Raw genomic sequence first — 22,092 nt, 5'->3', positions numbered from 1 at the left:
TGCGCTTTTTTGTGGTTTTATTTCATTAGCGGGGTCAACAGCAGCTGGAAGGTAAAGGCGTCGTCGTTCAGCTGGTGGCGCGGCGTTAAAACGGGGCCGCAGCTGTTGGAACCTATACCGCTCTGGGCGTAATCCAGGCAAAGAACGGTATAGCCGCTTTCCTGAAGCTCGAAGTTATGCGCCGCGGCGGTCAGCGCCTCTTGGGTGTAGGCAGACGCATTGAACCCGAACGGCTCCGCCAGGGAATCGGCCCGCAGGCCGCCGTCCGGCCCCGTCACATGCATGAAAGAGCAGGAGCAGTGACTGCCGTTTTCCTGCGGCTTGATATAGTCCTCGTGCATATCCCGGACGTGAGAGGTATACAGCCCCACCGTGCTGGCCCAGCGCTTGTCCCGATAGCTTTCCACCGGGCCGCGCCCCAGATACGTCACCTGCTCCATTCTCGCCGGCAGGAACAGCCGCAGGCCGAACCGGGGAAGGAAAGGCGTGTGCGGGTTCTTTTTCACCTCGAAACGGCAGGCAACGCGGCCGGCCCCATCCACCGTCCAGAAGGCCTCGATATCCAGAATTCGCTGCAGATAGACGGCGGAAATGCTCAGCACGGAATGGATAACAACGCTATCCCCGTCCCATCCTACCTGCGTTTCATAGGCGCGAGACACCGTGCGGTCGTAGCCGCATGCCTGCCAATGATGCCGGACATTCCGATCGTTATCGGTAGGGGCCCGCCACAGGTTATAGGTCATCGGCTTTTCCAGCAGGGAACAGTTTTCCACCACCAGGGAATCGAACAAGCCGGTCAGCTTATTGTAGACATAGCGGAAACCCACGCCGGTAAGGGTCGCCTCCTCGTCGGTTTCCTCCACGCGGATTGTCCCGGGAGCGGGGGCGAACACGGCCGGCACGAAGGGGCGCAGCTCAATTTGCTCGAACCCGAGCACATGCCCGGCCGGCGTAAAGGGGCGGTCCCCTTCCTGCACCAGGGTAAAGGTCACATAGCAGCGGCCATCCGCCGGAACAGGAATGGACACCGGAAGCGGCCGTTCCTCATGCGGCGGTACATCCAGCGCGGCGCTGTCCACCCGGCCGCCGCTTACCCGGACGCCCTCCCGGGTCACTTCCCATTCCAGTGACAGCAGATCTTTCAGATTGGTGAAGTCCAAGCGATTTTCCAGGGCATAGCCGCCCTCCTCTGTTTTCCGGATCCGGGCGGGCCGCAGCACGTTTTTATACTCCAGCAGGCCGGTATGCACCCGGCGATCGGGATAGACCAGGCCGTCCATGCAGAAATTGCCGTCGTGGGGGAATTCACCAAAATCGCCGCCGTAATAATATTGTTCCCGACCGTTGGCGTCCCTCCCCATATAGAGGGCATGATCGCACCATTCCCACACAAACGCGCCTACGAACCCGTCGTGCGCCTGGATAAGCTCCATGTAGTCCTCTAAATCGCCCGGGCCGTTGCCCATGGCGTGGCTGAACTCGCAGAGCACATAGGGCTTCCGATCCCCTTTATCCTTTGCATTCCATTCCCGAAACCTTTCCTGAATGGACTCAATGGTCGGATACATGTTGCTGTCAATATCCAGGTTGGAAAAATCCGCCGGATAGCCTTCCAGAATATAATGCTGCGATTCGTAATGGGTCAAGCGGGTGCTGTCCACGCTCTTGATATAGGCCAGCTCTGCTTCGGTGTTGGGACCGTAACCCGACTCGTTGCCCATCGACCATACCACGACGGAAGGGTGGTTTTTATCGCGGGTATACAGCAGTCTGGCCCTATCCACAAAGGCCTCCCGGAATCGCTCGTCGTGGGGCATTTGCGGGAAGCAGGCATCCTCGCCATATTGGTTGATGGTGCCATGGCATTCCTGATCCGCCTCGTCAATCACATAGAAGCCGTACCGATCGCACAACTCGACAAAAATGGGGGCGTTCGGATAATGCGAGGTGCGGATGGCGTTGATATTGTGCTGCTTCATCAAGGCCAAATCCCGCACCATATGCTCCTTCGAAACGGCGGGGCCGTCAAACGGGCTGCTATCGTGGCGATTGACTCCGCGGAACTTCACGCGTTGCCCGTTTAAGTAGATAACCCCTTCCCGAGCGACAATCTCCCGCAGACCCACGCGAACTGCCAGGGCTTCCTCTCCTGTTTCCAACAAAAGCGTATACAGCTGCGGCTGCTCCGCGTTCCAAAGGCGGGGATGCTCCACAGGAATGTGGAGCGCCGTCCCAGTGCACTGCCCCTGCCCCACCAGCGAGCCGTCCGGCGCACTAAGGGTATACGTCACCGGCAGAGGACCCCCCAAAAACTCCAGGGAAACCTGCACATCGCCGCGGGTATACCCATCGGACAGCGGCGTGGTAATGGTGAAATCCCGGATATGGGCAGCGGGGCGGCGAAGCAGGTAGACATCCCGGAAAATGCCGGACATCCGGAATTTGTCCTGATCCTCCAGATAACTGCCGTCGCACCATTTGAGGACGAGGACGGTCAACTCATTATGTCCGGGCCGCAGCGCATCGGTGACATCGAATTCGCTCGTGGCGTGGGACACCTGGGAATAGCCGATAAAACGACCGTTCATCCAGACGTAGAAGCAGGAGTCCACCCCTTCGAAATTCAGATAATGCCGGTAGTCCGCCGGCGTCTCCGGCAGTTCAAAGGCGCGGCGGTAAATGCCGCAGGGATTGTCGTGGGGAACATACGGCGGATCGCAGGGAAACGGATAGCGGGTGTTGGTATACTGCGGCCTATCGTAGCCCTGCGTCTGCCAGACCGAAGGCACCGGAATGAGCCGGCTGGTACGCCAAGGCGCGTCCGACTCCCAGAAAGGCTCTTTCACGTCGTGAATGCTGGCGTAATAGCGGAAATCCCAGTCTCCGTTCAGCAGCTGAAAACGGCTGGAAGCGGCGCGGGCGTCGTCCGCGCACGCTTCTTCTCCGCTGGCACAGGGTACATAGTAGGCGCGCGGCGGCATGGTGCCTATGTGCAGGCGCTGGGGATCTTCAAAATACTTCTCGACTATCACAATTCACCACTCCAATCAAGTAAGGGATTTTTCTTCATTATACTGGCGCGTGGCGGTTCTGCCAATGACCGGACTTGTTCAGAATATGCACAAATCGATACGATCGCTCTTTACAGGACGTCTCGCCGGCGCTATACTGACTAGAGAGAAAACCCTTTATTGGAAAGGTGGTGCCGTCATGCTGAACATTTCAGGATATCTGGGCCCCAGCAGTGAAATTCCCATCGTGGACGATCGGGCGCCTATCGTCATCTCCAGCTGCGGCCATTTTCGACTCAGCCGGGAGGAATATCTCATCACTTCCCGCCCTGCGGGCCGGCCCGACTACCAGCTGCTGTATATCGCGGGGGGAACCGCCCACTTCTGGCTAAAGGAAAAGGAGCGTGTTCTCCCGGAAGGCCACACGGTTTTGTACCGGCCGGGCGAGTCCCAGCGATACACCTATAAAGCGGAAAGCATGCAGGAAATTTACTGGGTTCACTTCTCAGGACGAGATGCGGCGGAATGGCTGGACAGCCTGGGCTTTGGCGGCGAGTCCATCCGCGCGGTGGGGGAACATATCGAATACACCCGTCTGTTTGAGCAAATGATCCAAGAGTTGCAGCTGCGGCGGGAGCATCATACGCAGATGACCGCCCTGTATTGTCTGCAGCTGTTTACCCTGATGTCCCGCCAGGCGGAAGCAAGCCATTTCCCCAAGCGGGACGAGCAGGTGGAGGAGGCCATCCGCCTGTTCCACGCCCGATTCCACGAGCCTTTGGAAATAGCCGAGATCGCCCGTGGCTTCGGCATGAGTCCCTGCTGGTTTACCCGGCTGTTTCATCGGCAGACCGGTCTGTCCCCTCAGCAGTATCTGACCGATATTCGCATCAACAAGGCCCGGGAGCTGCTGGCCACCACCAACTACAACGTCAGCGAGGTGGCGGATTTGACCGGCTATCCCAACCCCCTGTATTTCAGCCGGATTTTTAAAAAGCACACGGGTGTATCCCCCTCCCGCTATAAACAGCCGTAGAACCCCTCTAAAAGCAAACCCGCCATCCCTTAAAAGGACGGCGGGTTTGTTATCCATGGGATAGGACGCGTTTGACGCTGCGCAGCAGGGTCTTGAAATTGACAGCCAGCACCACCAACAGCAGCAGGGCTTCCCACAGAATCCACAAGGGCGTTTCCGCCACCAGGATCCAGCTTTGCAGGGATACAATCAGAAAATTCAAGCCAAAACGGGCCACATTCCACTGGAAGGGGATTAGCGAGTGGGTATGCACCACCCGGATAAGGAAAACCGCCGCATAGCTGATGCAGGTGGACAGCGCCGCCCCCTGCGCCCCCATTTTGGGAATTAAGAGGAAATTGCCTATAATATTGAGCACCGCGCCGAGAATGGTGGTGACGAGAGTGGAGATGCTCTTTTTCTCCACCACGTAGATGGTGCCGAAAAAGGTCACGAAGCAGGAAAAGCAGGTGGCCAGAATCAGCATCGGGATATACTGCCAGGATTCATAGAAACCGCTGGAAACTAGGATCTTGGTAATCACCTTGGCAAACACGATCAGACCGGACGCGGAAACAAACACCACCGACTGATACATGGAGAAGACCCGGGCAAAAAATTTCTGCCGGGCCAAGCGGCTGGTTTCAGTCAGAATGGAAATCTGCCACGCGTCCATGAATATACCCACGAGAAGGATCATGATGGTCGGGATTTTATAGGACACGGCATAGAGGCCGTTGGCCCCCTCGCCCTTGAAATAGGTCAGAATATACCGGTCGGACAAATCGGTGATCCACCAAAAGGCGTTGGTGGGAATCATTGGCAGCGCATAGCGGAGCATATTGGACACCGCGTCCCGTTTCAGGTAAGACAGGCGAATATACCGATGCAGCCGCGCACTGATAAACAGAAACAGCAGCGACAGGAAATCCGAGCAAATCATGGCCATGATGTAGCCCGTGACGCCCCATTTGAACACCACCAGGAACAGGATATCGAACAGCAGGGTGGTGGCCGTCCCCAGCACGCCGCTTAAGGCGTACAGCTTGACCATCTGCTTGGCCTTGACAAACTGCGCGCTGAGGCTGCGCAGCATGGAGCAGAGGACAAACAGATAAATATACAGCACATTTCCCTTCATGGCGGGGAAAATGTCGGTCAGCTTGTTCATCAGCGGGGCGCAGAGAACAAATATCCCGAAGCCAATCAGTATGGCGGCTAGGCCCGTGGTGAACACCGAACGCTTGTCCGTTTCTCCATCCATACCGAAGCGCATCACGGCGTTGGTAATTCCCACCGACACCAGCGGAATTAAAAAATTGCCCGTCTGCACCAACAGGTCGACAATGCCGTACTGATCCTGTGTCAGTACGCGGGTATACAGCGGCATGAGAACAAACACCAACAGCTTGGAGCTGAAGGTGCCGATAGCCAGTATCACGGTGTTGGAAAACAGCTGCTTGTAGCGATTCAAGAGAGCCGCCCTCCCGCTTGGAAATCGGCGGTGCGATACCGCGCCGGAAGCCATACCGATCGTATGTCCTCCGGTAGGATACCACACCGCCGGAAAATGTCAAGTCTTGTCAGGTTTTCGAAAACTTGTAGGCGCCGAAAGCCGCTCCCGCCAGCAGAACCAGCCCGATGGGCAGTTCCAGTGTCAGAGCCAGAGAATCCTTGGGGAAAACAGCCAGCAGCGACCCCACCACCAGGCCGAGAATGGCGAAATAGGTGGCCTGCGGCTGCTTGCGGATCAGGACATCCACCAGCTTGGAGCCAAAAATCAGACCGACGATGCAGCCGAGCCCCACCGGAATCAGCATCCCGACACAGTGCCAAGTCACGCCGTCGATAGGCCAGGTAAACACGCCGGAGATGGAGGTGAGCACCGTGGTGTACACGCCCAAAACGAGCATGACGAAGGAGCCGCTGATGCCGGGCAGAATCATGGCAAAGGTACTGATAGCCGACGCGCCGAACAAAATCAGCAGATTTAATGGGGTCAGCGCCAGTACCGCGTTCGATTCAGCGGGCTTGAGCAGCGCGATGACCACCATGACCACCAGCGCCACCAGGAAGGAAACCATTCCCTTGGCCTCCATTTTCTCGCCCCTGGCCCGCTGGAAAATCATCGGAATACTGCCGAGAATCAGCCCCATAAAGGTAAAATTGGTGGCCATGGGATAATTCCCGAGCAAGAACTCGATGGCCTTGCTGAACAAGACGATCCCCACGGCCGCGCCGATGCCCAGCGGAATGATGAAGGGCAAATTCTTTTTTACATTTTTCAGGCTCAGCGTCTCGATGAGGCGATCGTATATCTTCAGGATCACCGCCATGGTGCCGCCGCTGACGCCGGGGATAATGTTGGCCACCCCGACGATCGCGCCGAATATCACAAACTTAACCATGTCCATTCCGTCACTCTCCCAGACTTCCTTTTAGGGTTTCCCAGTGCCCGGCGCCTTATTCCTCCGTCCGGCCGTCTCGGCGCGTCTCCCGCTCCTGCCGGGCGCGAAACTGCTTGCGGTTCTGATGGATCACGAAGCAAGAGTTGGCAATGGATACCAAGGCAAACAGCAGCAGCAACGCCTTGGAAATATCGTTATTGATAAAATTCATGGCGCCGTTGAATTTGTCCACGATAAAAAAGGTGATGAACATCAGCGCCAGAATGATGCCCGCATGGGGCAGCAGCTTTCGAAAAATCCGCATGGATGCTCCTCCCCTCTCTATTCGAGCTCCGCGACATAAAACATGTCGCTGTTGGAACGCCCGCCGTTGGCGGGCTGGTTGTATACCTCGCCCATAAAGGTCATCACCGACGATTGCCCGCCGTCGAAATTGTACGCGGCTTTGCAGCCGAGAGATTCGAACAGCTGCGAGAGCTGCACCATGGACATTCCCTTGGAATACCCGGCCTGCCGCCCCTCCACCAGCACCGTGCAGTAATGGCCGGGCTCGTAATAGCCGATGGCCGAGCGGGGATTGGCCCCCTTGACGGTGGAAACGAAATCCTCGCTGGTGGCAAAAGCCTTGCCGTTCTTGTCCAGCAGCTGCGGCCCAAAGCTCCATATCTGATAAGCTCCCCGCTGCTTGGCCGCTTCCATATCCAGCTCTTCGGCGGCGTAAGTTTCCATCACCCCGTCGCTGTAAAGCACACACGCATCCTCGAACGGCGATTCCCGATACAGGATGCCGTTGCGCACCACCGGGCCTATGGTGCGGTTGCCGTAGTAATCGCCATTGATGGCCACAATGGCGTTCAGCCTCTGGCTCATGGATTGTACGCTCTCGCGCAGCCCCTGGCCGAACTTATCCTTCGCCAGACCGGCGCGCAGATTGTCGATGCTGTTCACATAAATGTCGGTGACAAAATAAACAACGCCGTTTTCCTCCACCCGCTGAATCTCCACGGACACATCCTTGCTGCGGTAGCTGTTTGCCGTTTTCACCACCGTGTCGGAGAACTTATCTGGCCATTTGGCGGCCCAGCCCGTGGGGGAAGGCGGCTGGGTGGCATCGGTGGAGGACGGGGATGAGGAGGCGCCGGCTCCGTCCGAAACGGGCGGACGGCTGATCGGGGTCCCCTGGAAGTCGCTCACCCGCGGCAGTACATGGTGAAACAGGGAAAATATACACAGGCAGGCGCCGGCGGCCACCACGTCGATGAGCGCGACCACCGGGACCGGCAGCAGTTTTCTGGTTCTTTTTTTATGAGAAGGAGGAGTATGTCGCATAGAAAACCCTTTCTGACATAAATCGACAATTTTACGTATATTTTAATCAGAATACCAGATGGATGTTAAGAAACGATGAACGGGAAAAAGAATTGACAGCCCGACGGCTTTGGGGTTACAATAGCAGGGATTTCCCCGCTGGAAAAAGCTTGCTCTGCTTATTATGATAGGAGTCTTGGTTGATGTCAATACCTTCTTTAAAATCCCCCGAGGATCTGCGGCGTCTGCGGCTGGAGCTGCTGGGCGTCTCAGTCTATCGAAAAGTGCTCGTCCAACCGGTATCCGCCGCGCTGCTGAAGCTGATGGAAGCGGCGGTCGGAGAAGATCCCGCTAAGCTTTGCGAGAGCTGGGGCGCCTTGTGCTCCACGCTGGCGCAGACCGGGCGGCTGGACAGCCTTCCCGCCGCCGTGGCCGAGGAGGTGCTGCGGGACGATAACGCCTTTTCCGCCGCGCTTTCCGCGGGTGAGGCAGCGGCTCCTTTGCTGGAAGCGGCGGCCCTGCGGGATCTGCGCGTCCTGTACCGCGCCGCCCAGGTGACGGCGGAGGAACTCGCGTCCATTTGGGAAGAACCGGCAATCGCTTTCCTGCCGCGCTGGGGCTCGGCGCCGGCCCCCGCCCCCATGGAGCGGCCCTGGGGCGGCTCGCCCGAGACGCTTGCCGCCTATCACAAAGCCCACGGCTGCGGCCGGTTCGTCAGCCATATCGCTTTTCTCTGGCGGGACGGCGCTTTGCTGCCAGTGGAGCATCCGGATCCCATCCGCCTGTCGCAGCTGAAAAGCTACGAATACCAGCGGCAAATCGCAGTGGACAATACCCTGGCTTTCCTCAACGGATTCGAGGCCAATAACATGCTGCTGTACGGCGATCGGGGCACCGGCAAATCCTCCACCGTCAAGGCCCTGCTCAACGAATACGCCCCTATGGGCCTGCGCATGATCGAGGTGCCCAAGGAGTACCTGCGCCAGCTGCCCGATTTGACAGGCTATCTGTCGGGGCTGCCCATGAAGTTCATCATTTTCATCGACGACCTGTCTTTTTCCAGAGACGACGATAACTTCGGCGCCTTGAAGGCTGTGCTGGAAGGCGGGCTGGCCTCCCGGCCTGAAAACGTCATTCTCTACGCCACCTCCAACCGCCGCCATCTGCTGCGGGAAACCTTCGCCGATCGGGACGGGGACGAGGTGCATCACGCCGACACCGTGCAGGAATCGGTCTCCCTGTCCGATCGTTTCGGCATCAGCCTGACCTTTCTGCTGCCGGATAAGCAGCGCTTTCTGGATATCGTGGCGCAGATGGCGGAGGATCGGGGCCTGCAGGTGGAGCGGCAGACGCTACTCGACGCCGCGGAACGCTGGGCGCTGGAGCGTGGGGCCCGTACGCCCCGCTATGCCCGGCAATTCATCGCCGACGCCCAGGCCAGGCTGGCCCGGGGCGGCTCTTTATAAAGAAAGGCGGCGCGCATATGGGGCTGTTCTCCCGAAGGAAACAAAAGCAGCTGGACACCAACACCGAGCTTCTGGCCAAAATTGACGGGCGCATTATCCGCTATGTAACCTGCCGCGGTATCGACGAAAACGGCAACCCGATGGAAACCGTCCTGGGCAAGGAAGGGCGGATCAATACCCTGCACGATCGCATCGTTATTTCCTGCAGCGGCACGGAGGTGTTCCGCTGCGACACAGCGCTGGCCAAGTGCGGCGAGCTGATGAGCCTGGAGGGCGTAGTCGTCACTGGGCCCAATCAGGTGACCGGGCGGACGGAGTCCGTGGTGGCGTATTACAAATATTATCGATAAGCGAAGAATGGAGCGATATTATGCCTATTGTTTTCCCTGGCTTTCGAACCAAAGCGCTGACCTTCAGCTATGACGACGGCACACTGCAGGATCGCCGCCTGGCAGCGCTTTTCCGTAAATACGGGTTAAAGGCCACCTTCAATTTGAATTCCGGCGCCTTCGACGAGGTACAGCATGGCAGCCACGGCGGCTTTTCCGTCAATTTTTCTCGGGTGCACGCGGGGGAGGTGCGGGATCTTTACGCCTCCTTTGAAGTGGCGTCCCACACGCTGACTCACCCCATCCTGACGGACATTCCCGACGAGGAGATCCGCCGGCAGGTTCGGGAGGATATAGCGGCGATCAGCCGACTGACAAAAAAGCCGGTCACCGGCTTTGCCTATCCCTGCGGCGCGTATAACGAGCATGTGATGGATCTGCTGCAGGAAATGGGGATTCGATACGCCCGCACGGTGGAAGACCACCACACTTTCGCTCTGCCGGAAAATTTTCTCGCTTGGCATCCCACTTGTCACGATCATGACGAAGCCGCCATGCCGCTGGCCGACACCTTTGTGAACAGCACGGATGAAGAGCTTCGCCTGTTCTACATTTGGGGTCACTCCTTCGAACTGGATAAGGATGATATGGATCGCTGGCAGGCCATGGAAAAGCTCTGCGCTTTCCTGGCAGAGAGAGAGGACATCTGGTACGCCACCAACGGCGAAATTTGCGAATACGTCACCGCCATGCGCAGCGTGACGCCTAAAAACGGGCAGCTCTTCAACACCAGCTCACAGCCTCTGTATATTCGTCGGAACGGCGCGGACGTGCTTCTCCAGCCGGGTGATCGAATAGAGCTATAACATTAGATGCTTACGGGATCAAAAAAGTTGCCGGAAAAATCCGGCAACTTTTTTTACCTCCATATCCCTTAGAACAAAAACACCGGCATATCGGCCCGGCGAGAGTCGGGCTGCGGCGTCTCTTCCTCCACCTGGGGTTGAGCGGGCTTCGCCGGCCGAGGTACCGGGGAAGTTTTGGGCATCGGACGCACTTGGGAGGCCGGCCGCGCCGGGCGGGAAGCCGGCGGCTTCACCGTTTCCGGGGAAAGGCGCGTCTCCACCGCGGCAATGGCCGCCTCGGCCTCTTCCCCGCCCGCGGCTCCGAAAAAATCGTGGGCGGCGGCGACCGCTAAGCGGCGGCGAAGGCGGCGGCATTCCAGCGCGTAGCGTGCCGCGTCCGGCGGGGCTGTCTCCTGCCTTTCTTCCCAATTCAGCTGGGCCAGCAGCCGCCTGGCATCGGCCGTGATTTCTCCATATTCTTCTTCCCTGGCGGCCTGAATCGCGCCGAGCATGGCCTGTTCGTCCGCCTCGCTGTCGTAAGCCATGGATAAAAGCGCGGCGGTGCCGCCGCTGGCCAGCACACGCTCCCGAATGGCCAGCAGCGCCTCCCGCAGCCCCTCCCGCTGGGGGACGACCGCGACAGCCGGCTGAAGATACACCGCCCCCAATTCTTTGAGCGCCTTCCATACCGCCACCCGATAGCGGGACGGGTTGGCCGGGATGCTGTAGCTGAGTGCCCAAAATTTCATGGGGATCCTTCCTTTCATAACGGGAAAGCCTGTTCGTATTAACACCGGTTATTTTACCATTTTTTCCGGTGCAAGTCAATGTGCGGACACCCGCTTTTCTTTTGTCGGAAAATAAGGTATACTGATAGGGTTATCAACGAAGGGAGGGATAGTCATGCTGCAGCTGCTTCTGGGACGATCCGGCACGGGAAAGACCAGGCGGGTGCTCGAGGAACTGACGCACCTGGCGCGGCAGCAGGACGCTCCCACCCTCGTGCTGCTGGTGCCCGAGCAGTTTTCCTTTGAAAGCGAGCGCACCCTGCTGGAAGCGCTGGGGCCCCGGCTGGCCGGACGCATCCGGGTGCTCAGCTTCACCCGCCTGGCGGAGACCGTTTTTCGGGAGGTGGGCGGTCTGGCAGGGCGGCAGATGGACGACGCCACCCGCGCCCTGCTGATGAGCCAGGCGCTGGAGCAGGTTTCGGAGCAGCTGGTGCTCTACCGGCGGCAAGCGGCTTCTCCCGACTATATCCAATCGGTGCTGTCCCTGCTGTCCGAATGCAAGCAGTGCGCCATCACGCCCCATCAGCTGGAGGAGGTTTCCGCCGGCCTGGACGGCACCCTGCAGAAAAAGACGGCCGAGCTGGCCTTGATTCTGGACGCCTACGAAGCACTGGCCGCGCAGAGTCACCTCGACCCGCTGGACAGCCTGACGCTGCTGGCCGACCGTCTGCCCGAAAGCCGCCTGCTGGACGGGGCGCTGGTCTATGTGGATTCCTTCAAGGGGTTCACCGGGCAGGAGCTGCGGGTGCTGGGCGGCGTGATGTCCAAGGCGGCGCGTACCACGGTGGCTCTCTGCGCCGACGGCATCGAGGATTCCTCCGGCGGCTACGGCCTCTTCTCGCCGGTCATCCGCACGGCCTCCCGCCTGCGCAGTCTGGCCTATGAGCGGGGCGTTCCGGTGGCCAAGCCCATCCTTCTTACCGAAAACCGGAGGGCCCGCAGCGAGGCCCTTCGCCTGTTGGAGGAGGGGGCTTTCGCCCCCCGTCCCCGCACGAGCGAGGAGCCCGCCGACGCGGTGACGATCGTTCCCTGCGGCGACATCTATGAAGAATGCGCCTGGACAGCCCGGCGGATTCGCCGCCTCCTTCGGGAGGACGGGCTGCGCTGCCGGGACATCGCCGTGGTGGCCCGCAATCTGCCCGCCTATGAGGGGCTGCTGGACGTGGCGCTGGAAGAGGCCGGTATTCCCTATTACATGGACAAGCGGGAGGATATTCTCACCGATCCCCTCATCACCCTGGTGCTGTCCGCCCTGCGGGCGGCGGTGGACGGCTGGGATACGGAGGATCTCCTGCGCCTGATGAAAACCGGCCTGTTGCCCGGTTTTACCGCCGATCGGATAGCGGTATTGGAAAACTATCTGTACATGTGGCGTATCCGGGGAAACAAATGGAAACAGCCCTGGGACTGGAACCCCCTCGGACTGTCGGTGCGCCAGGACGAAGCCTCGCAGCAGCTGCTAGCCGAACTCAACGCCTGGCGGGAGGAAATCGCCGCCCCGCTGGAACGGCTTCAGGCCGATTTGTGCGGCGCCGAAAAGCCCACCGGTCGGCGGTTCGCCGGGGCGGTATACCGCTATCTTCAGGCCGTCCGCGCGGACGAAGCGGTGCGCGGACAGGTAACGCGGCTGGAGGAAGCGGGGGAACACGCGCTGGCCGAACGCGCCGCCCGGCTGTGGGATGTGCTGATGGAACTGCTGGATCGCTTCGCCGCGGCGCTGGCCGATATTCGTCTGTCGCCCAACCGCCATCTGGAGCTGTTTCGCCTGGTGGCCGGCGTGACCGACCTTGGCTCCATTCCTCAAAGCCTGGACGCGGTGCAGGTGGGCTGCGCCGATCGGATGCGGTTTTCCGCGCCCGCCGTTGTCTTCATTCTCGGCGCCAACGAAGGGGTGTTCCCCGCCTATCCCGCCTCTTCCGGCATTCTCAGCGACAACGAACGCCGCCAGCTCATCGCGGCGGGGCTGCCCATGACCGACGCGAGCGACTGGCAGGCCGTGGAGGAACGATTCTTCGCCTATACTGCCCTGTCCGCCCCCTCCGACCGGCTGTTTATCAGTTTTTTGCAGGGCAACGCGGCCGGGGAAAGCTTGACGCCCTCCTCCCTGGTGGAGCTGGTTGGGCGGATTCTCCCGCAGGCGCCGACGGCCAACGTCCGGGTCGCCTCAGAGATGGAATCCGCCCCCGACGCCTTTACGTATATGGCGGAACGCACCCTCCGCCCCACGCCGGAGTCGGCCGCCATCCGTCAGATTTTTGAGGAGCAGGAAGCCTATCGGCCCCGTATCTCCGCCATGGAGCGGGCGGCGGCAGGGCGGCCGGCGGCCTTCACGGATGAACAGCTGGCCGCGCGGTTTTTCGGGGACGATATGCGTCTCAGCCCGTCCCGCGTGGAAAAATACCACCTCTGTCGTTTCGCCTATTTCTGCCAGTACGGCTTGAAGGCCAAGGTGCGGCGGCTCGCGGATTTGGACGCGGCGGAATTCGGCACCCTGGCCCATTATGTGATGGAAACGCAGCTGCGGGCCTACGTGCGGGATAAAACGGATTACGCCGCCTTGAGCAAGAAACAGGTGACGGCGGACGCGGAACAGCGGGTGCGGGACTATGTGGACGCGGTCATGGGCGGCACGGAAAACAAGCCCCAGCGTTTCGCCTGGCTGCTCACCCGCCTTATCCGCACCTGCGGCAGCCTGCTGTGGCAGGTGGTGCGCGAGCTGGCGCAGAGCCAGTTCGTGCCGGTGGCGTTCGAGCTTTCCATCGGCCGTCTGGAAGAGGAGGGCGGCGAGTATGTCAAGCCGCTGGTTCTCACCCTGCCCGACGGGGCCAGCATCCAAGTTCATGGGCAGGTGGATCGGGTGGATGTGTTTGAAAAAGACGGCGTCTCCTACGTCCGGGTGGTGGATTACAAGACCGGCCACAAGGAGTTCCGCCTGTCGGAGGTGGTGGAGGGCATCAATCTCCAGATGCTGATCTACATCCTCTCGATTTGCCAGAACGGCGGCCCCCATATCGGGGACAAGCCCGCCGTTCCCCTGCGGGAAGACAGCCCTATCCAGCCGGCCGGCGTCCTCTATCTGCCGGCCAAGCTGCCGGTGGTCCGGGTGGGACGAGACGCGGACGACGAGGTGACGGAAAAGGAACGCACCAAGGCTATGCGTATGAACGGCCTGCTGCTGGATAATCCCGAAATTGTCCGCGCCATGGAGGCGGACGCCGCCGGCCTGTTCATTCCGGCCCGCATCGGCAGCGGCGGGAAATATCTGGCGGGTTCGTCGGTGGCCTCCCTGCGGCAGTTCGGGCTGCTTAAGGAACGTATCGAAAAACTGCTGTGCGAGATGGCCGCCACCCTGCGGCGGGGCGACGTGGCCGCCCTGCCGGCAGCCGGAAGCGTGGATGCCTGCGCCTGGTGCGACTACCGCGCCGTGTGCGGTCACGAACCGGACAGCCCGGTACGCCGCATCGCCGAAAAAGACGCCGACGAGGTCTGGAAGGAGCTCGTCCCCAAAACCGCCGACTGAAAGGAGGCCGCCCTGTGCGTCAATGGACCTCGGAACAACGGCAATGCATCGAAGCCCGCGGCGGCACCCTGCTGGTTTCCGCCGCGGCCGGCTCCGGCAAAACCTCCGTCCTGGTGGAACGGATCGTGCGCCGCATCACCGACCCCGCCGACGGCACGGACGTCGATCGCCTGCTGGTCGTGACCTTCACCAAAGCGGCCGCCGCCGAGATGAAGCAGCGGCTGAGCGCCGAGCTGTCCCGCCTGATTGCCGAACGGCCGGAGGATTTGCGGCTCCAGCGCCAGCTGATGCTTCTTCCCCGCGCCAATATCAGCACGGTACACGGTTTCTGCAGCGCCCTGCTGCGAGAGCATTTTCATCTGCTCGATCTCTCCCCCCAATTCAAGGTGGCGGAGGAATCGGAAACCGCCCTGCTGCGCCAGGAGGCGGTAACCGAGGTACTGGAGGAATGCTACGGAGAGAAGGAGCCCGCCTTTCTAGAACTGGCCTCTCTGCTCAGCTCCGGCCGGAATGACAAGGGCCTCATCCAGGCGGTGGAACGCATTTACGGCTTTATCCAGTCCCACCCCTTTCCCGATCGCTGGCTGGAAGAGCAGGAGCGGGCCTATGCCGCCGACACCCCTGTGGCGGAAACCATCTGGGGGCTGGCCGTCCGCGCCCGGATTCTCGATACGCTGCGGTACGCGGCCGCGCTGCTGGACAAGGCCGTCGAGCTGGCCGACGGCGAAGAAAAAATGGCGGCGGCCTATGGCCCGGCCCTGCGGCAAGCCCGGGAGGACATAACCCTCTTATGCCGGGAATTGCCTCACAGAACCTGGGACGAAACCGCCGAGGCTCTCTCCGCTTTTTCGTTCTCTTCTTTCGGACGGCTGTTAAAGTATGAGGACGAGGGACGCAAGCAGCGGGTAACGGCTCTGCGCGACGAGGCGAAAAAACGGATCCAGGCGCTGCCTCCCCTTCTCTGCGGAACGGAAGCAGAATGCCGGCAGGATCAGCAGGCGCTCTATTCTCTGGTAACCGCCCTATGCGGCGTGGTGCGCCGTTTCAGCGACCGTTACGCCGCCAAAAAGGCCAAGCGCCGGATGGTGGATTTCAACGACTTGGAACACGGGGCGCTGCGGCTGCTGGTCATCGAGAAAGAAACCGGAGAAACGACGCGCACCCCCCTGGCCGAGGAGCTGTCCCGGCAGTTTGACGAAGTTCTGGTGGACGAATATCAAGACACCAACGCCGCACAAGACGCGCTTTTCCGCGCGCTGTCCCGGGACGAGACCAATCTGTTCATGGTGGGCGACGTCAAACAGAGCATCTATGGCTTTCGGCAGGCCATGCCCGCCCTGTTCATCCGCCGACGGGACGCCTATCCCGACTTTACAGGAGAAAATTATCCCGCCGCCATTACCCTAGGCAATAATTTCCGCAGCCGCCCGCAGGTCACCGACGCGGTCAATTTCGTGTTCCGGCAGCTGATGAGCCGGGAGGCAGGCGGCATTTCCTACGATGAGCGGGAGGAGCTGGTTCCCTCCGCCCCCTATTCCGACGGGGCGGGTTACGAAACCGAGCTGCTGGTGCTGGACACCGGCACAGTGGCCGAGGAGGACACCAGGGACGCGGCGGAAGCCCGCCTGATTGCCGGCCGGATCCACCAGCTTCTGGACACCCTGACCATCACCGATAAAGGCGGACAGCGCCCTGCCCGGTTCGGGGATTTCTGCATTCTTCTGCGCAGCAAATCCGCCCATGCACAGGCCTATGCCGACGAATTGAACGCCTGCGGCATTCCGGCATGGACGGCGGCGTCCGGCGGCTTCTTCGCCGCGCCCGAGGTGGCCGTCGCCGTGTCCCTGCTGCGCTTTATCGACAATCCCCTTCTGGACGTGCCGCTGCTGGCCGTGATGCTCTCCCCCGCCTTTGGCTTTACGCCGGACGACTGCGCCCGTATCCGGATGGCGGACAAAAACAGCCCCCTCTATGTCGCGGTGCGGGGCATGAGCGCCGGGGAGGGCGATTTGCCCGCCCGGTGCGCGGCCTTCTTGACCCGGATGGATCGCTATCGCCTGCTGTCCGCCTCTCTGCCGGCGGACAAGCTGATTCATCGGCTGTATGAAGATACGGGCCTGCTGTCCATGGCGGCGGCCCAGCACCACGGCGCTCAGCGCGTGGCCAATCTGCGCCTGCTCCACGGCTATGCCCGCGGTTTCGAGCAGAGCGGCTTCCGGGGCTTGTCGGCTTTCGTGCGCTATCTGGATCGGATGGAACAGCAGGCGATGGACATGGCCCCCGCCTCCACCGTGTCGGAAGGCGGCAACGTGGTGCGGATTCTCAGCATTCACAATTCCAAGGGTCTGGAGTTTCCCGTGGTCTTTCTGGCCGGGCTGGGCGGGCTGTTCAATCCCGATTCCACCCGCGGCGATCTGCTGCTGCATGCTGACGCTGGCATCGGTTTGGTACGGCGGGAGGCGGACACCCTCAGGCAATACAACACACTTCCCCGACAAGGGGTATCCCTTGCCATTCAAAACGGTGAGCGTGCGGAGGAGCTGCGGGTTTTGTACGTGGCCATGACCCGGGCGAAGGAGAAGCTGTGCCTCGTCATGTCCCTTCGACAGCCGGCCAGTCTCTTGTCCCGCCTGGCTGCTTCTCTAGGAGATGACGACAAGCTATCTGCCTTTACGGTTTTGTCGGCTCGTAGTATGAGCGAATGGCTGTTGGCCTGCGCCCTGCGCCACCCTTCCGGTAAAATTCTGCGGGATATGGCCGGGGACGACGCCGTCTCCATCCGTCCGGCGGCCTATCCTTGGTCGGTGGAGGTTTGCCGCGCCCCGGCCGCGGGAGAAAACGCCGTGGAAGAAATCGCCGCCGTGCAGCCGGATATGGCCGTATACGAGACCCTGCGCCGCCGGCTGGCTTATACCTATCCCTATGCGGCGCTGGGGCAGGTGCCCTCCAAGCTGGCGGCCTCGGAGCTGTCGCATGAAGGCGTGCGGCGGCAATTTGTAGCCGCCTCCCGTCCCGCCTTTCTCAGTCATTCCGGCCTTTCTCCCACGGAACGCGGCGTGGCTCTGCATACCTTTATGCAGTTCGCGGATTATTCCCGCGCCGCCCTGTCGCCGACGCAGGAGATTGCCCGCCTGACGGCGGAAGGCTTCCTGACGGCCGAACAGGCCGCCGTGCTCCCTTTGCCGAAAATCCGCCGCTTCTTCGCCAGTTCCCTGTACGCCCGCATGGCGGCGTCTCCCCGCTGCCTGCGGGAAGAGCATTTCACCATCCCGCTGCCCGCCAGCCAGTTCAACAAAGAGCTGCCGGAACACCTGCCGCACGGGGCGGCGGAAGAAAGCCTGATGATCCAGGGTATTGCCGACTGTGTCTTTGAGGAACAGGGCGGTTTGGTCATCGTGGACTATAAAACGGATCGGGTAAAAACCGGGCAGGAGCTGACGGAGCGCTATATTGAGCAGCTGCGAATTTACGCCTATGCGCTCTCCCGTACGCTGGCGCTCCCCGTCAAGGAATGCCTGCTGTACGCTTTCGCGCTGGATGACAGTATTTCCTTGGAAATAGTTTCATGAAAAAAGCATTCGCCTTTCTTTCAAACGGGAGTTTTGTCCTTTCGCGCCAGAAGCACGGCGCGAATTTGCTTTGCAAACCAGACAAAACGTCTAATCCCTGCGAAAGGATGAGTCATTATCATGATAAAAAGTCCGCTATGTCCCCCATAGCGGACTTTTTTCTGCCGTATTACAGCACCACCTCCACCGGATTCCGGATGGTCAAGCCGTCTGGCTCCACCGTGCAGTCGTAGGCCAGCGCCGCCACACCGCAGCGAACCGCTTCCTCCAGCGCGTCGGCGAATGCCGGATCCATCTGTCTGTGCGGCGTGAAGTACGAAACGCCTTCCATCTGGATGACAAACACCACAGCCGCATACCAGCCCTCCCGGGCGGCGCGTGAAAGCTCCCGAAGATGCTTGCGTCCCCGTTCGGTGGGAGCGTCGGGGAATCGAACGACGCCCTGCTCCTCCAGGGTCACCCCTTTGACTTCCATCCATCCCCGGACGGCGGGCCATTCGATATAAAAATCCAGGCGGGAATCGCCGAAAACCGCCTCCCGGCGGATTAGCGCGGCCGCTTCCGGCCTTCCCGGGAGAAGCAGGCCGCCGGCAAGCGCTTCCTGCCAAACGGCATTTGGCGCCTGGCTGTCGATGTTGACAAGCTGCCCGTCCTTTTCCACCGCAATGAGAGACAAAGCCGTTTTGCGAGCCGGATTCCGATGCCGCTGCACGTAAACGCGGGCGCCGGGAATCAGCAGTTCCCGGCAGCGGCCGGTGTTTTTCACATGAGCCGTCTCCTCCCGGCCGCCGCAAATCACCCGGGCGATAAATCGGTTCGGCCGCTCGAGGAACACCGCCGGCTCCACAGAATGATAACGCAATCCAATCCCTCCTCGTCCTTTTCAGTATAGCAAAAAAAACGGTTTTCAAAAAGCCGCCATCATAAATCCCCGCTTTTTCCAGTATAATGAACGGACGGGCTTGCACACTAATGACGTATAAACCAAAAAAGAAAGGCATTCGACCTTTCTTGACAGGGATGCGGCCGCATGGTATGCTGAAAGAAACGCGCGGCGATTCCCAGCGACGGAGGAAACGTATGGGCATTCGACTTATTGCTGACAGCTGCTGCGACACTGGGCCGCAGACAGACGAGCGTCTGCGTGACCTGTCCAAGGCCCCTTTGCAGGTTTTGGTGGAAGAACAAGCCTTTGTTGACGACGGCACCTCCCATCCGGAAGAACTGATTGCCGCCATGAAGGCCAGCCGTCAGGCGGCCCGTTCGGCTTGCCCCGGCCCGGAGGACTTCGCCTGCCGTATACGTGGGGCGGACGACTGTCTGGTCATCACCCTGTCCAGCAAGCTCAGCGGCTCCTATAACGCCGCGCGCAACGCCAGGGATTTGGTGCTGGAGGACGAACCGGGCAAGCGCATTCACATTCTTGATTCGGCCAGCGCCTCCGCGGGTGAGACGCGTCTGGCCCTTTTTGCGCAGGCCTGCCTGGACGCGGGCAACGATTTCGACACGGCGGTCCGCCGGGCGGAATCCTTCGCCGCCGGCATGCGCACCCTGTTCGTGCTGGAAGATCTCAGCGCCCTTGTGAAAAGCGGACGGCTGAATAAAGTATCGGGTATTGTGGCTTCCATCCTGTCCCTCTGCCCCGTGTTGGGGGCCGATGGGCACGGCGAAATCAAAATGGTGGCCAAAGCCCGGGGCATGCAGAACGCTCTTCGCCGCTTGACCGAAATCGTCGGGCAGGAAACAGCGGGGGCCCCGCCTCGCTCTGTGACGATGGTGCTGGCTCACTGCCAGGCGGAGGAACGGGCCGAATCGCTGAAAATGCAGCTGAAAGCCTCCTGCCCCGCCATCGGCAAGGTGCTGATGGTTCCCACCGGTATCCTGTCCACCATGTATGTGGGCAACGGCGGTATTGTGGTGGCCTTTTGATGCTTTTTCGCGGATTTTCCGATAATCTTCATCGGTTCTTTCGATTCGCGTGTTATAGTAAATCTATTTCAATGAGACGAGGAGGATGAAGCGTGGGATTTTTCCGCGATACGAATAAGAAAAAGGAGCTGCCAGAGCTGTACTCTGAGCGGCATCTGGAATGCCTGGAGAATCACATTGAAAGTCATTTCGGCCCCTATGAATCGGTCTTTCACGAGCTGGTTTCTCCGGATATCCATGTGGACATTGCCATCATCCCGCCGTCAGAGGCTCATAACTGCTACACGCTGGTTACCATGGGAATGGGCGCGCATCGGATGCGGGTGCCAAAGGTCGTCAAAAAGGCCAAGCTCGATCGCGCCGAACTGGTCATCTGCCTGCCGCCCGATTGGAATATGCAGAGCGATGAGGAAACGGACTATTGGCCGCTGCGGTGGCTGAAAATCATGGCCCGCCTGCCCGGCAATGAGAAATCCTGGCTAGGCTGGGGGCATACGGTGCCCAGCGGCGAGCCTTTTGCGGAGAACACTCGTCTGTGCGGCATGCTGCTGGAAAATCCCGTGACCTTTGAGGAGGAAGCCGCGGCCTGTCCCCTTCCGGACGGAAGCTGTATCCGGTTTTATCAGATGATTCCTCTTTATGAGGAAGAGATGGATTATAAAGTATCTCACGGAACGGAGGCGCTGCGCGGGCGCTTCGGCGGGCAGTTCCCGACGGTGGTGGATATCGGACGGGAAAATGTCTGCGAGCCGCTGCTGGCTGCCTCTCTGTGACAGGAAGGAACCGCCCATGAAACGTCTCGTCTCTCTGCTTCTGATTTTGACATTGGCAGCCGGCCTGGCCGGCTGCGCATCTTCGCCGGAGGATTCGTCCTCCGGCGTCCTCGCGTCCTCAGGCGGACAGGTGGTGGACGCGGGGGCCACCACGGCGGCGCCTGCCACATCCACCACCGTTGTCACCACGACGACAGCCGCCACTACGACCACGTTGCCGGCTGTCACAACGGCTTCCAAAGGAGGAACCACCGGAAAGCCCGTTCCCACCCTCCCCACCCGTTGGAATACGGCGGATATCCAGGCCCCCGCCGCCCTGCTGTACAATGTGACGGACGATCGGATGCTGTTTGAAAAGGGGGCCCAGGACACCCTGTATCCGGCCAGCACCACCAAGCTGCTGACCGCCCTGGTGGCCCTGAAATACTGCCCGGAGGACACCGTGCTGACCGTCACGCAGGACGCACTGAATCTGAAGGCCTGGGACGCCAGCACGGCGCGCCTGAAGCCGGGCATGAAGCTGACCAACCGGATGGCCCTCGAGGCCCTGCTGCTGGTTTCCGGCTGCGACGCGGCCTATGTGCTGGCGGAAAACATCGGCCGCCTCATCGCGGAAAACGAGGCGCTGTCCACCAAGGAGGCGGTGGCGCTTTTCTGTGTCAAGATGAACGAGGAAGCGGCGCTGCTGGGCGCTGAGCAAAGCCATTTTGCCAATCCGGACGGCTATCATCATGAGGAGCATTATACCACGGCTTACGATCTGCTGCTGATCTCGCTGGAGGCCCTTCAGCATCCCACCATCCGCGAAATCTGCGCCATGACCACCAGCACTCGCACCCTGGTGTCCGGCCAAAAAGTTACCTGGAACAACAACAATCAGCTGCTGCAGCAAAAGAGCCTTTACTATTATCCGGGGGTCACCGGTTTGAAATCGGGCTTCACTTCCCCCGCCGGCCATTGTATGGTGGCCACGCTGACCAAGGCCGGCAAAGAATACGTCGCCATCGTCCTCAAAAGCCCGAACAGCACCCAGCGCTGGCTGGATATTCTCCAGTTGCTTCACGCTGCATAAACCCGGTTATTTCCTGTCGTTTCGGTTCGATATGGGGCATACTAAGCCTGTCAGGA

The 22,092-nt window shown here is 60.3% G+C and carries 16 protein-coding genes; 9 read left to right on the top strand and 7 right to left on the bottom strand.

Translation table 11 applies throughout. The annotated features are described in order from the left end of the window. Positions 1-17: 17 nt before the first annotated feature. Positions 18-3,035 (bottom strand): glycoside hydrolase family 2 TIM barrel-domain containing protein, encoded by a 3,018-nt coding sequence (locus ACSAMM_RS04065; RefSeq protein ID WP_457789950.1) that lies wholly within the window; start codon positions 3,033-3,035, stop codon positions 18-20. Positions 3,036-3,213: 178 nt separating this feature from the next. On the opposite strand from ACSAMM_RS04065, the gene ACSAMM_RS04060 reads away from it, so the two are divergent. Further along, the gene (locus ACSAMM_RS04060) at positions 3,214-4,050 is read left to right on the top strand and encodes a helix-turn-helix domain-containing protein (protein WP_457789948.1); all 837 of its coding nucleotides are present in this window, start codon (positions 3,214-3,216) and stop codon (positions 4,048-4,050) included. Positions 4,051-4,099: 49 nt separating this feature from the next. Here ACSAMM_RS04060 and ACSAMM_RS04055 read toward each other — a convergent pair whose 3' ends face one another. The 4 genes from ACSAMM_RS04055 to ACSAMM_RS04040 all read right to left on the bottom strand — a co-directional run bounded on the left by ACSAMM_RS04055 (position 4,100) and on the right by ACSAMM_RS04040 (position 7,766). Beyond that, a complete protein-coding gene (locus ACSAMM_RS04055) occupies positions 4,100-5,503 on the bottom strand; it encodes an oligosaccharide flippase family protein (RefSeq protein WP_178722535.1) in 1,404 nt (467 codons plus the stop codon). 109 nt (positions 5,504-5,612) lie between these two features. After that, positions 5,613-6,437: a DUF368 domain-containing protein gene (locus ACSAMM_RS04050; protein ID WP_457789946.1), complete on the bottom strand. Its 825-nt coding sequence runs from the start codon at positions 6,435-6,437 to the stop codon at positions 5,613-5,615. A gap of 55 nt (positions 6,438-6,492) precedes the next feature. Beyond that, complete coding sequence (locus ACSAMM_RS04045; RefSeq protein WP_178722540.1) at positions 6,493-6,741, bottom strand: hypothetical protein; 249 nt, start codon at positions 6,739-6,741, stop codon at positions 6,493-6,495. A gap of 17 nt (positions 6,742-6,758) precedes the next feature. Next, the gene (locus ACSAMM_RS04040; RefSeq protein WP_178722542.1) at positions 6,759-7,766 is read right to left on the bottom strand and encodes a phosphodiester glycosidase family protein; all 1,008 of its coding nucleotides are present in this window, start codon (positions 7,764-7,766) and stop codon (positions 6,759-6,761) included. Between the two features lie 182 nt (positions 7,767-7,948). Here ACSAMM_RS04040 and ACSAMM_RS04035 point away from each other — a divergent pair, with 182 nt between their 5' ends. From ACSAMM_RS04035 to ACSAMM_RS04025, 3 genes are read left to right on the top strand one after another with little or no spacing between them, the layout of a single operon-like run. Next, positions 7,949-9,211, top strand: a complete 1,263-nt coding sequence (locus ACSAMM_RS04035) for an ATP-binding protein (protein ID WP_457789943.1) — start codon at positions 7,949-7,951, stop codon at positions 9,209-9,211. Positions 9,212-9,228: 17 nt separating this feature from the next. Continuing rightward, positions 9,229-9,561 (top strand): hypothetical protein, encoded by a 333-nt coding sequence (locus ACSAMM_RS04030; protein WP_178722544.1) that lies wholly within the window; start codon positions 9,229-9,231, stop codon positions 9,559-9,561. 20 nt (positions 9,562-9,581) lie between these two features. After that, entirely contained in the window at positions 9,582-10,406 is an 825-nt protein-coding gene (locus ACSAMM_RS04025) for a polysaccharide deacetylase family protein (RefSeq protein ID WP_178722546.1), read from the top strand. A 68-nt stretch (positions 10,407-10,474) separates the two neighbouring features. On the opposite strand, the gene ACSAMM_RS04020 is transcribed toward ACSAMM_RS04025, so the two are convergent. Next, positions 10,475-11,134: a Chromate resistance protein ChrB gene (locus ACSAMM_RS04020; protein WP_457789941.1), complete on the bottom strand. Its 660-nt coding sequence runs from the start codon at positions 11,132-11,134 to the stop codon at positions 10,475-10,477. A 154-nt stretch (positions 11,135-11,288) separates the two neighbouring features. Between ACSAMM_RS04020 and ACSAMM_RS04015 the strand changes: the two genes are divergently transcribed. Both ACSAMM_RS04015 and addA read left to right on the top strand, forming a co-directional pair. Further along, the gene (locus tag ACSAMM_RS04015; protein ID WP_457789939.1) at positions 11,289-14,693 is read left to right on the top strand and encodes a PD-(D/E)XK nuclease family protein; all 3,405 of its coding nucleotides are present in this window, start codon (positions 11,289-11,291) and stop codon (positions 14,691-14,693) included. Positions 14,694-14,707: 14 nt separating this feature from the next. Beyond that, a complete protein-coding gene (gene addA / locus ACSAMM_RS04010) occupies positions 14,708-18,262 on the top strand; it encodes a helicase-exonuclease AddAB subunit AddA (RefSeq protein WP_457789937.1) in 3,555 nt (1,184 codons plus the stop codon). A gap of 169 nt (positions 18,263-18,431) precedes the next feature. Here addA and sfsA read toward each other — a convergent pair whose 3' ends face one another. Next, positions 18,432-19,124 carry a DNA/RNA nuclease SfsA gene (gene sfsA / locus ACSAMM_RS04005; RefSeq protein ID WP_457789936.1) on the bottom strand — a complete coding sequence of 231 codons (693 nt, stop codon included), beginning with the start codon at positions 19,122-19,124 and terminating at the stop codon, positions 18,432-18,434. A gap of 218 nt (positions 19,125-19,342) precedes the next feature. Here sfsA and ACSAMM_RS04000 point away from each other — a divergent pair, with 218 nt between their 5' ends. The 3 genes from ACSAMM_RS04000 to ACSAMM_RS03990 all read left to right on the top strand — a co-directional run bounded on the left by ACSAMM_RS04000 (position 19,343) and on the right by ACSAMM_RS03990 (position 22,036). After that, positions 19,343-20,191, top strand: a complete 849-nt coding sequence (locus tag ACSAMM_RS04000) for a DegV family protein (protein WP_457789934.1) — start codon at positions 19,343-19,345, stop codon at positions 20,189-20,191. Positions 20,192-20,283: 92 nt separating this feature from the next. After that, positions 20,284-20,964, top strand: a complete 681-nt coding sequence (locus ACSAMM_RS03995; protein WP_457789932.1) for a suppressor of fused domain protein — start codon at positions 20,284-20,286, stop codon at positions 20,962-20,964. Positions 20,965-20,980: 16 nt separating this feature from the next. Next, positions 20,981-22,036, top strand: coding sequence for a D-alanyl-D-alanine carboxypeptidase family protein (locus ACSAMM_RS03990; RefSeq protein ID WP_457789930.1), 1,056 nt, complete (start codon positions 20,981-20,983; stop codon positions 22,034-22,036). Positions 22,037-22,092 lie beyond the last annotated feature (56 nt).

Source organism: Anaeromassilibacillus sp. SJQ-5 (genome assembly GCF_054108045.1).
Note: the sequence above shows the minus strand (reverse complement) of the source record. Positions and strands in the feature narration are given on the sequence as shown.

Bases quoted from the DNA above. Each gene is read 5' to 3' on its own strand.
- ACSAMM_RS04060 (WP_457789948.1), top strand. From the start codon at position 3,214: ATGCTGAACATTTCAGGATATCTGGGCCCCAGCAGTGAAATTCCCATC.
- ACSAMM_RS04050 (WP_457789946.1), bottom strand. From the start codon at position 6,437: ATGGTTAAGTTTGTGATATTCGGCGCGATCGTCGGGGTGGCCAACATT.
- ACSAMM_RS04045 (WP_178722540.1), bottom strand. From the start codon at position 6,741: ATGCGGATTTTTCGAAAGCTGCTGCCCCATGCGGGCATCATTCTGGCG.
- ACSAMM_RS04040 (WP_178722542.1), bottom strand. From the start codon at position 7,766: ATGCGACATACTCCTCCTTCTCATAAAAAAAGAACCAGAAAACTGCTG.
- ACSAMM_RS04035 (WP_457789943.1), top strand. From the start codon at position 7,949: ATGTCAATACCTTCTTTAAAATCCCCCGAGGATCTGCGGCGTCTGCGG.
- ACSAMM_RS04030 (WP_178722544.1), top strand. From the start codon at position 9,229: ATGGGGCTGTTCTCCCGAAGGAAACAAAAGCAGCTGGACACCAACACC.
- ACSAMM_RS04025 (WP_178722546.1), top strand. From the start codon at position 9,582: ATGCCTATTGTTTTCCCTGGCTTTCGAACCAAAGCGCTGACCTTCAGC.
- ACSAMM_RS04020 (WP_457789941.1), bottom strand. From the start codon at position 11,134: ATGAAATTTTGGGCACTCAGCTACAGCATCCCGGCCAACCCGTCCCGC.
- ACSAMM_RS04015 (WP_457789939.1), top strand. From the start codon at position 11,289: ATGCTGCAGCTGCTTCTGGGACGATCCGGCACGGGAAAGACCAGGCGG.
- ACSAMM_RS04000 (WP_457789934.1), top strand. From the start codon at position 19,343: ATGGGCATTCGACTTATTGCTGACAGCTGCTGCGACACTGGGCCGCAG.
- ACSAMM_RS03990 (WP_457789930.1), top strand. From the start codon at position 20,981: ATGAAACGTCTCGTCTCTCTGCTTCTGATTTTGACATTGGCAGCCGGC.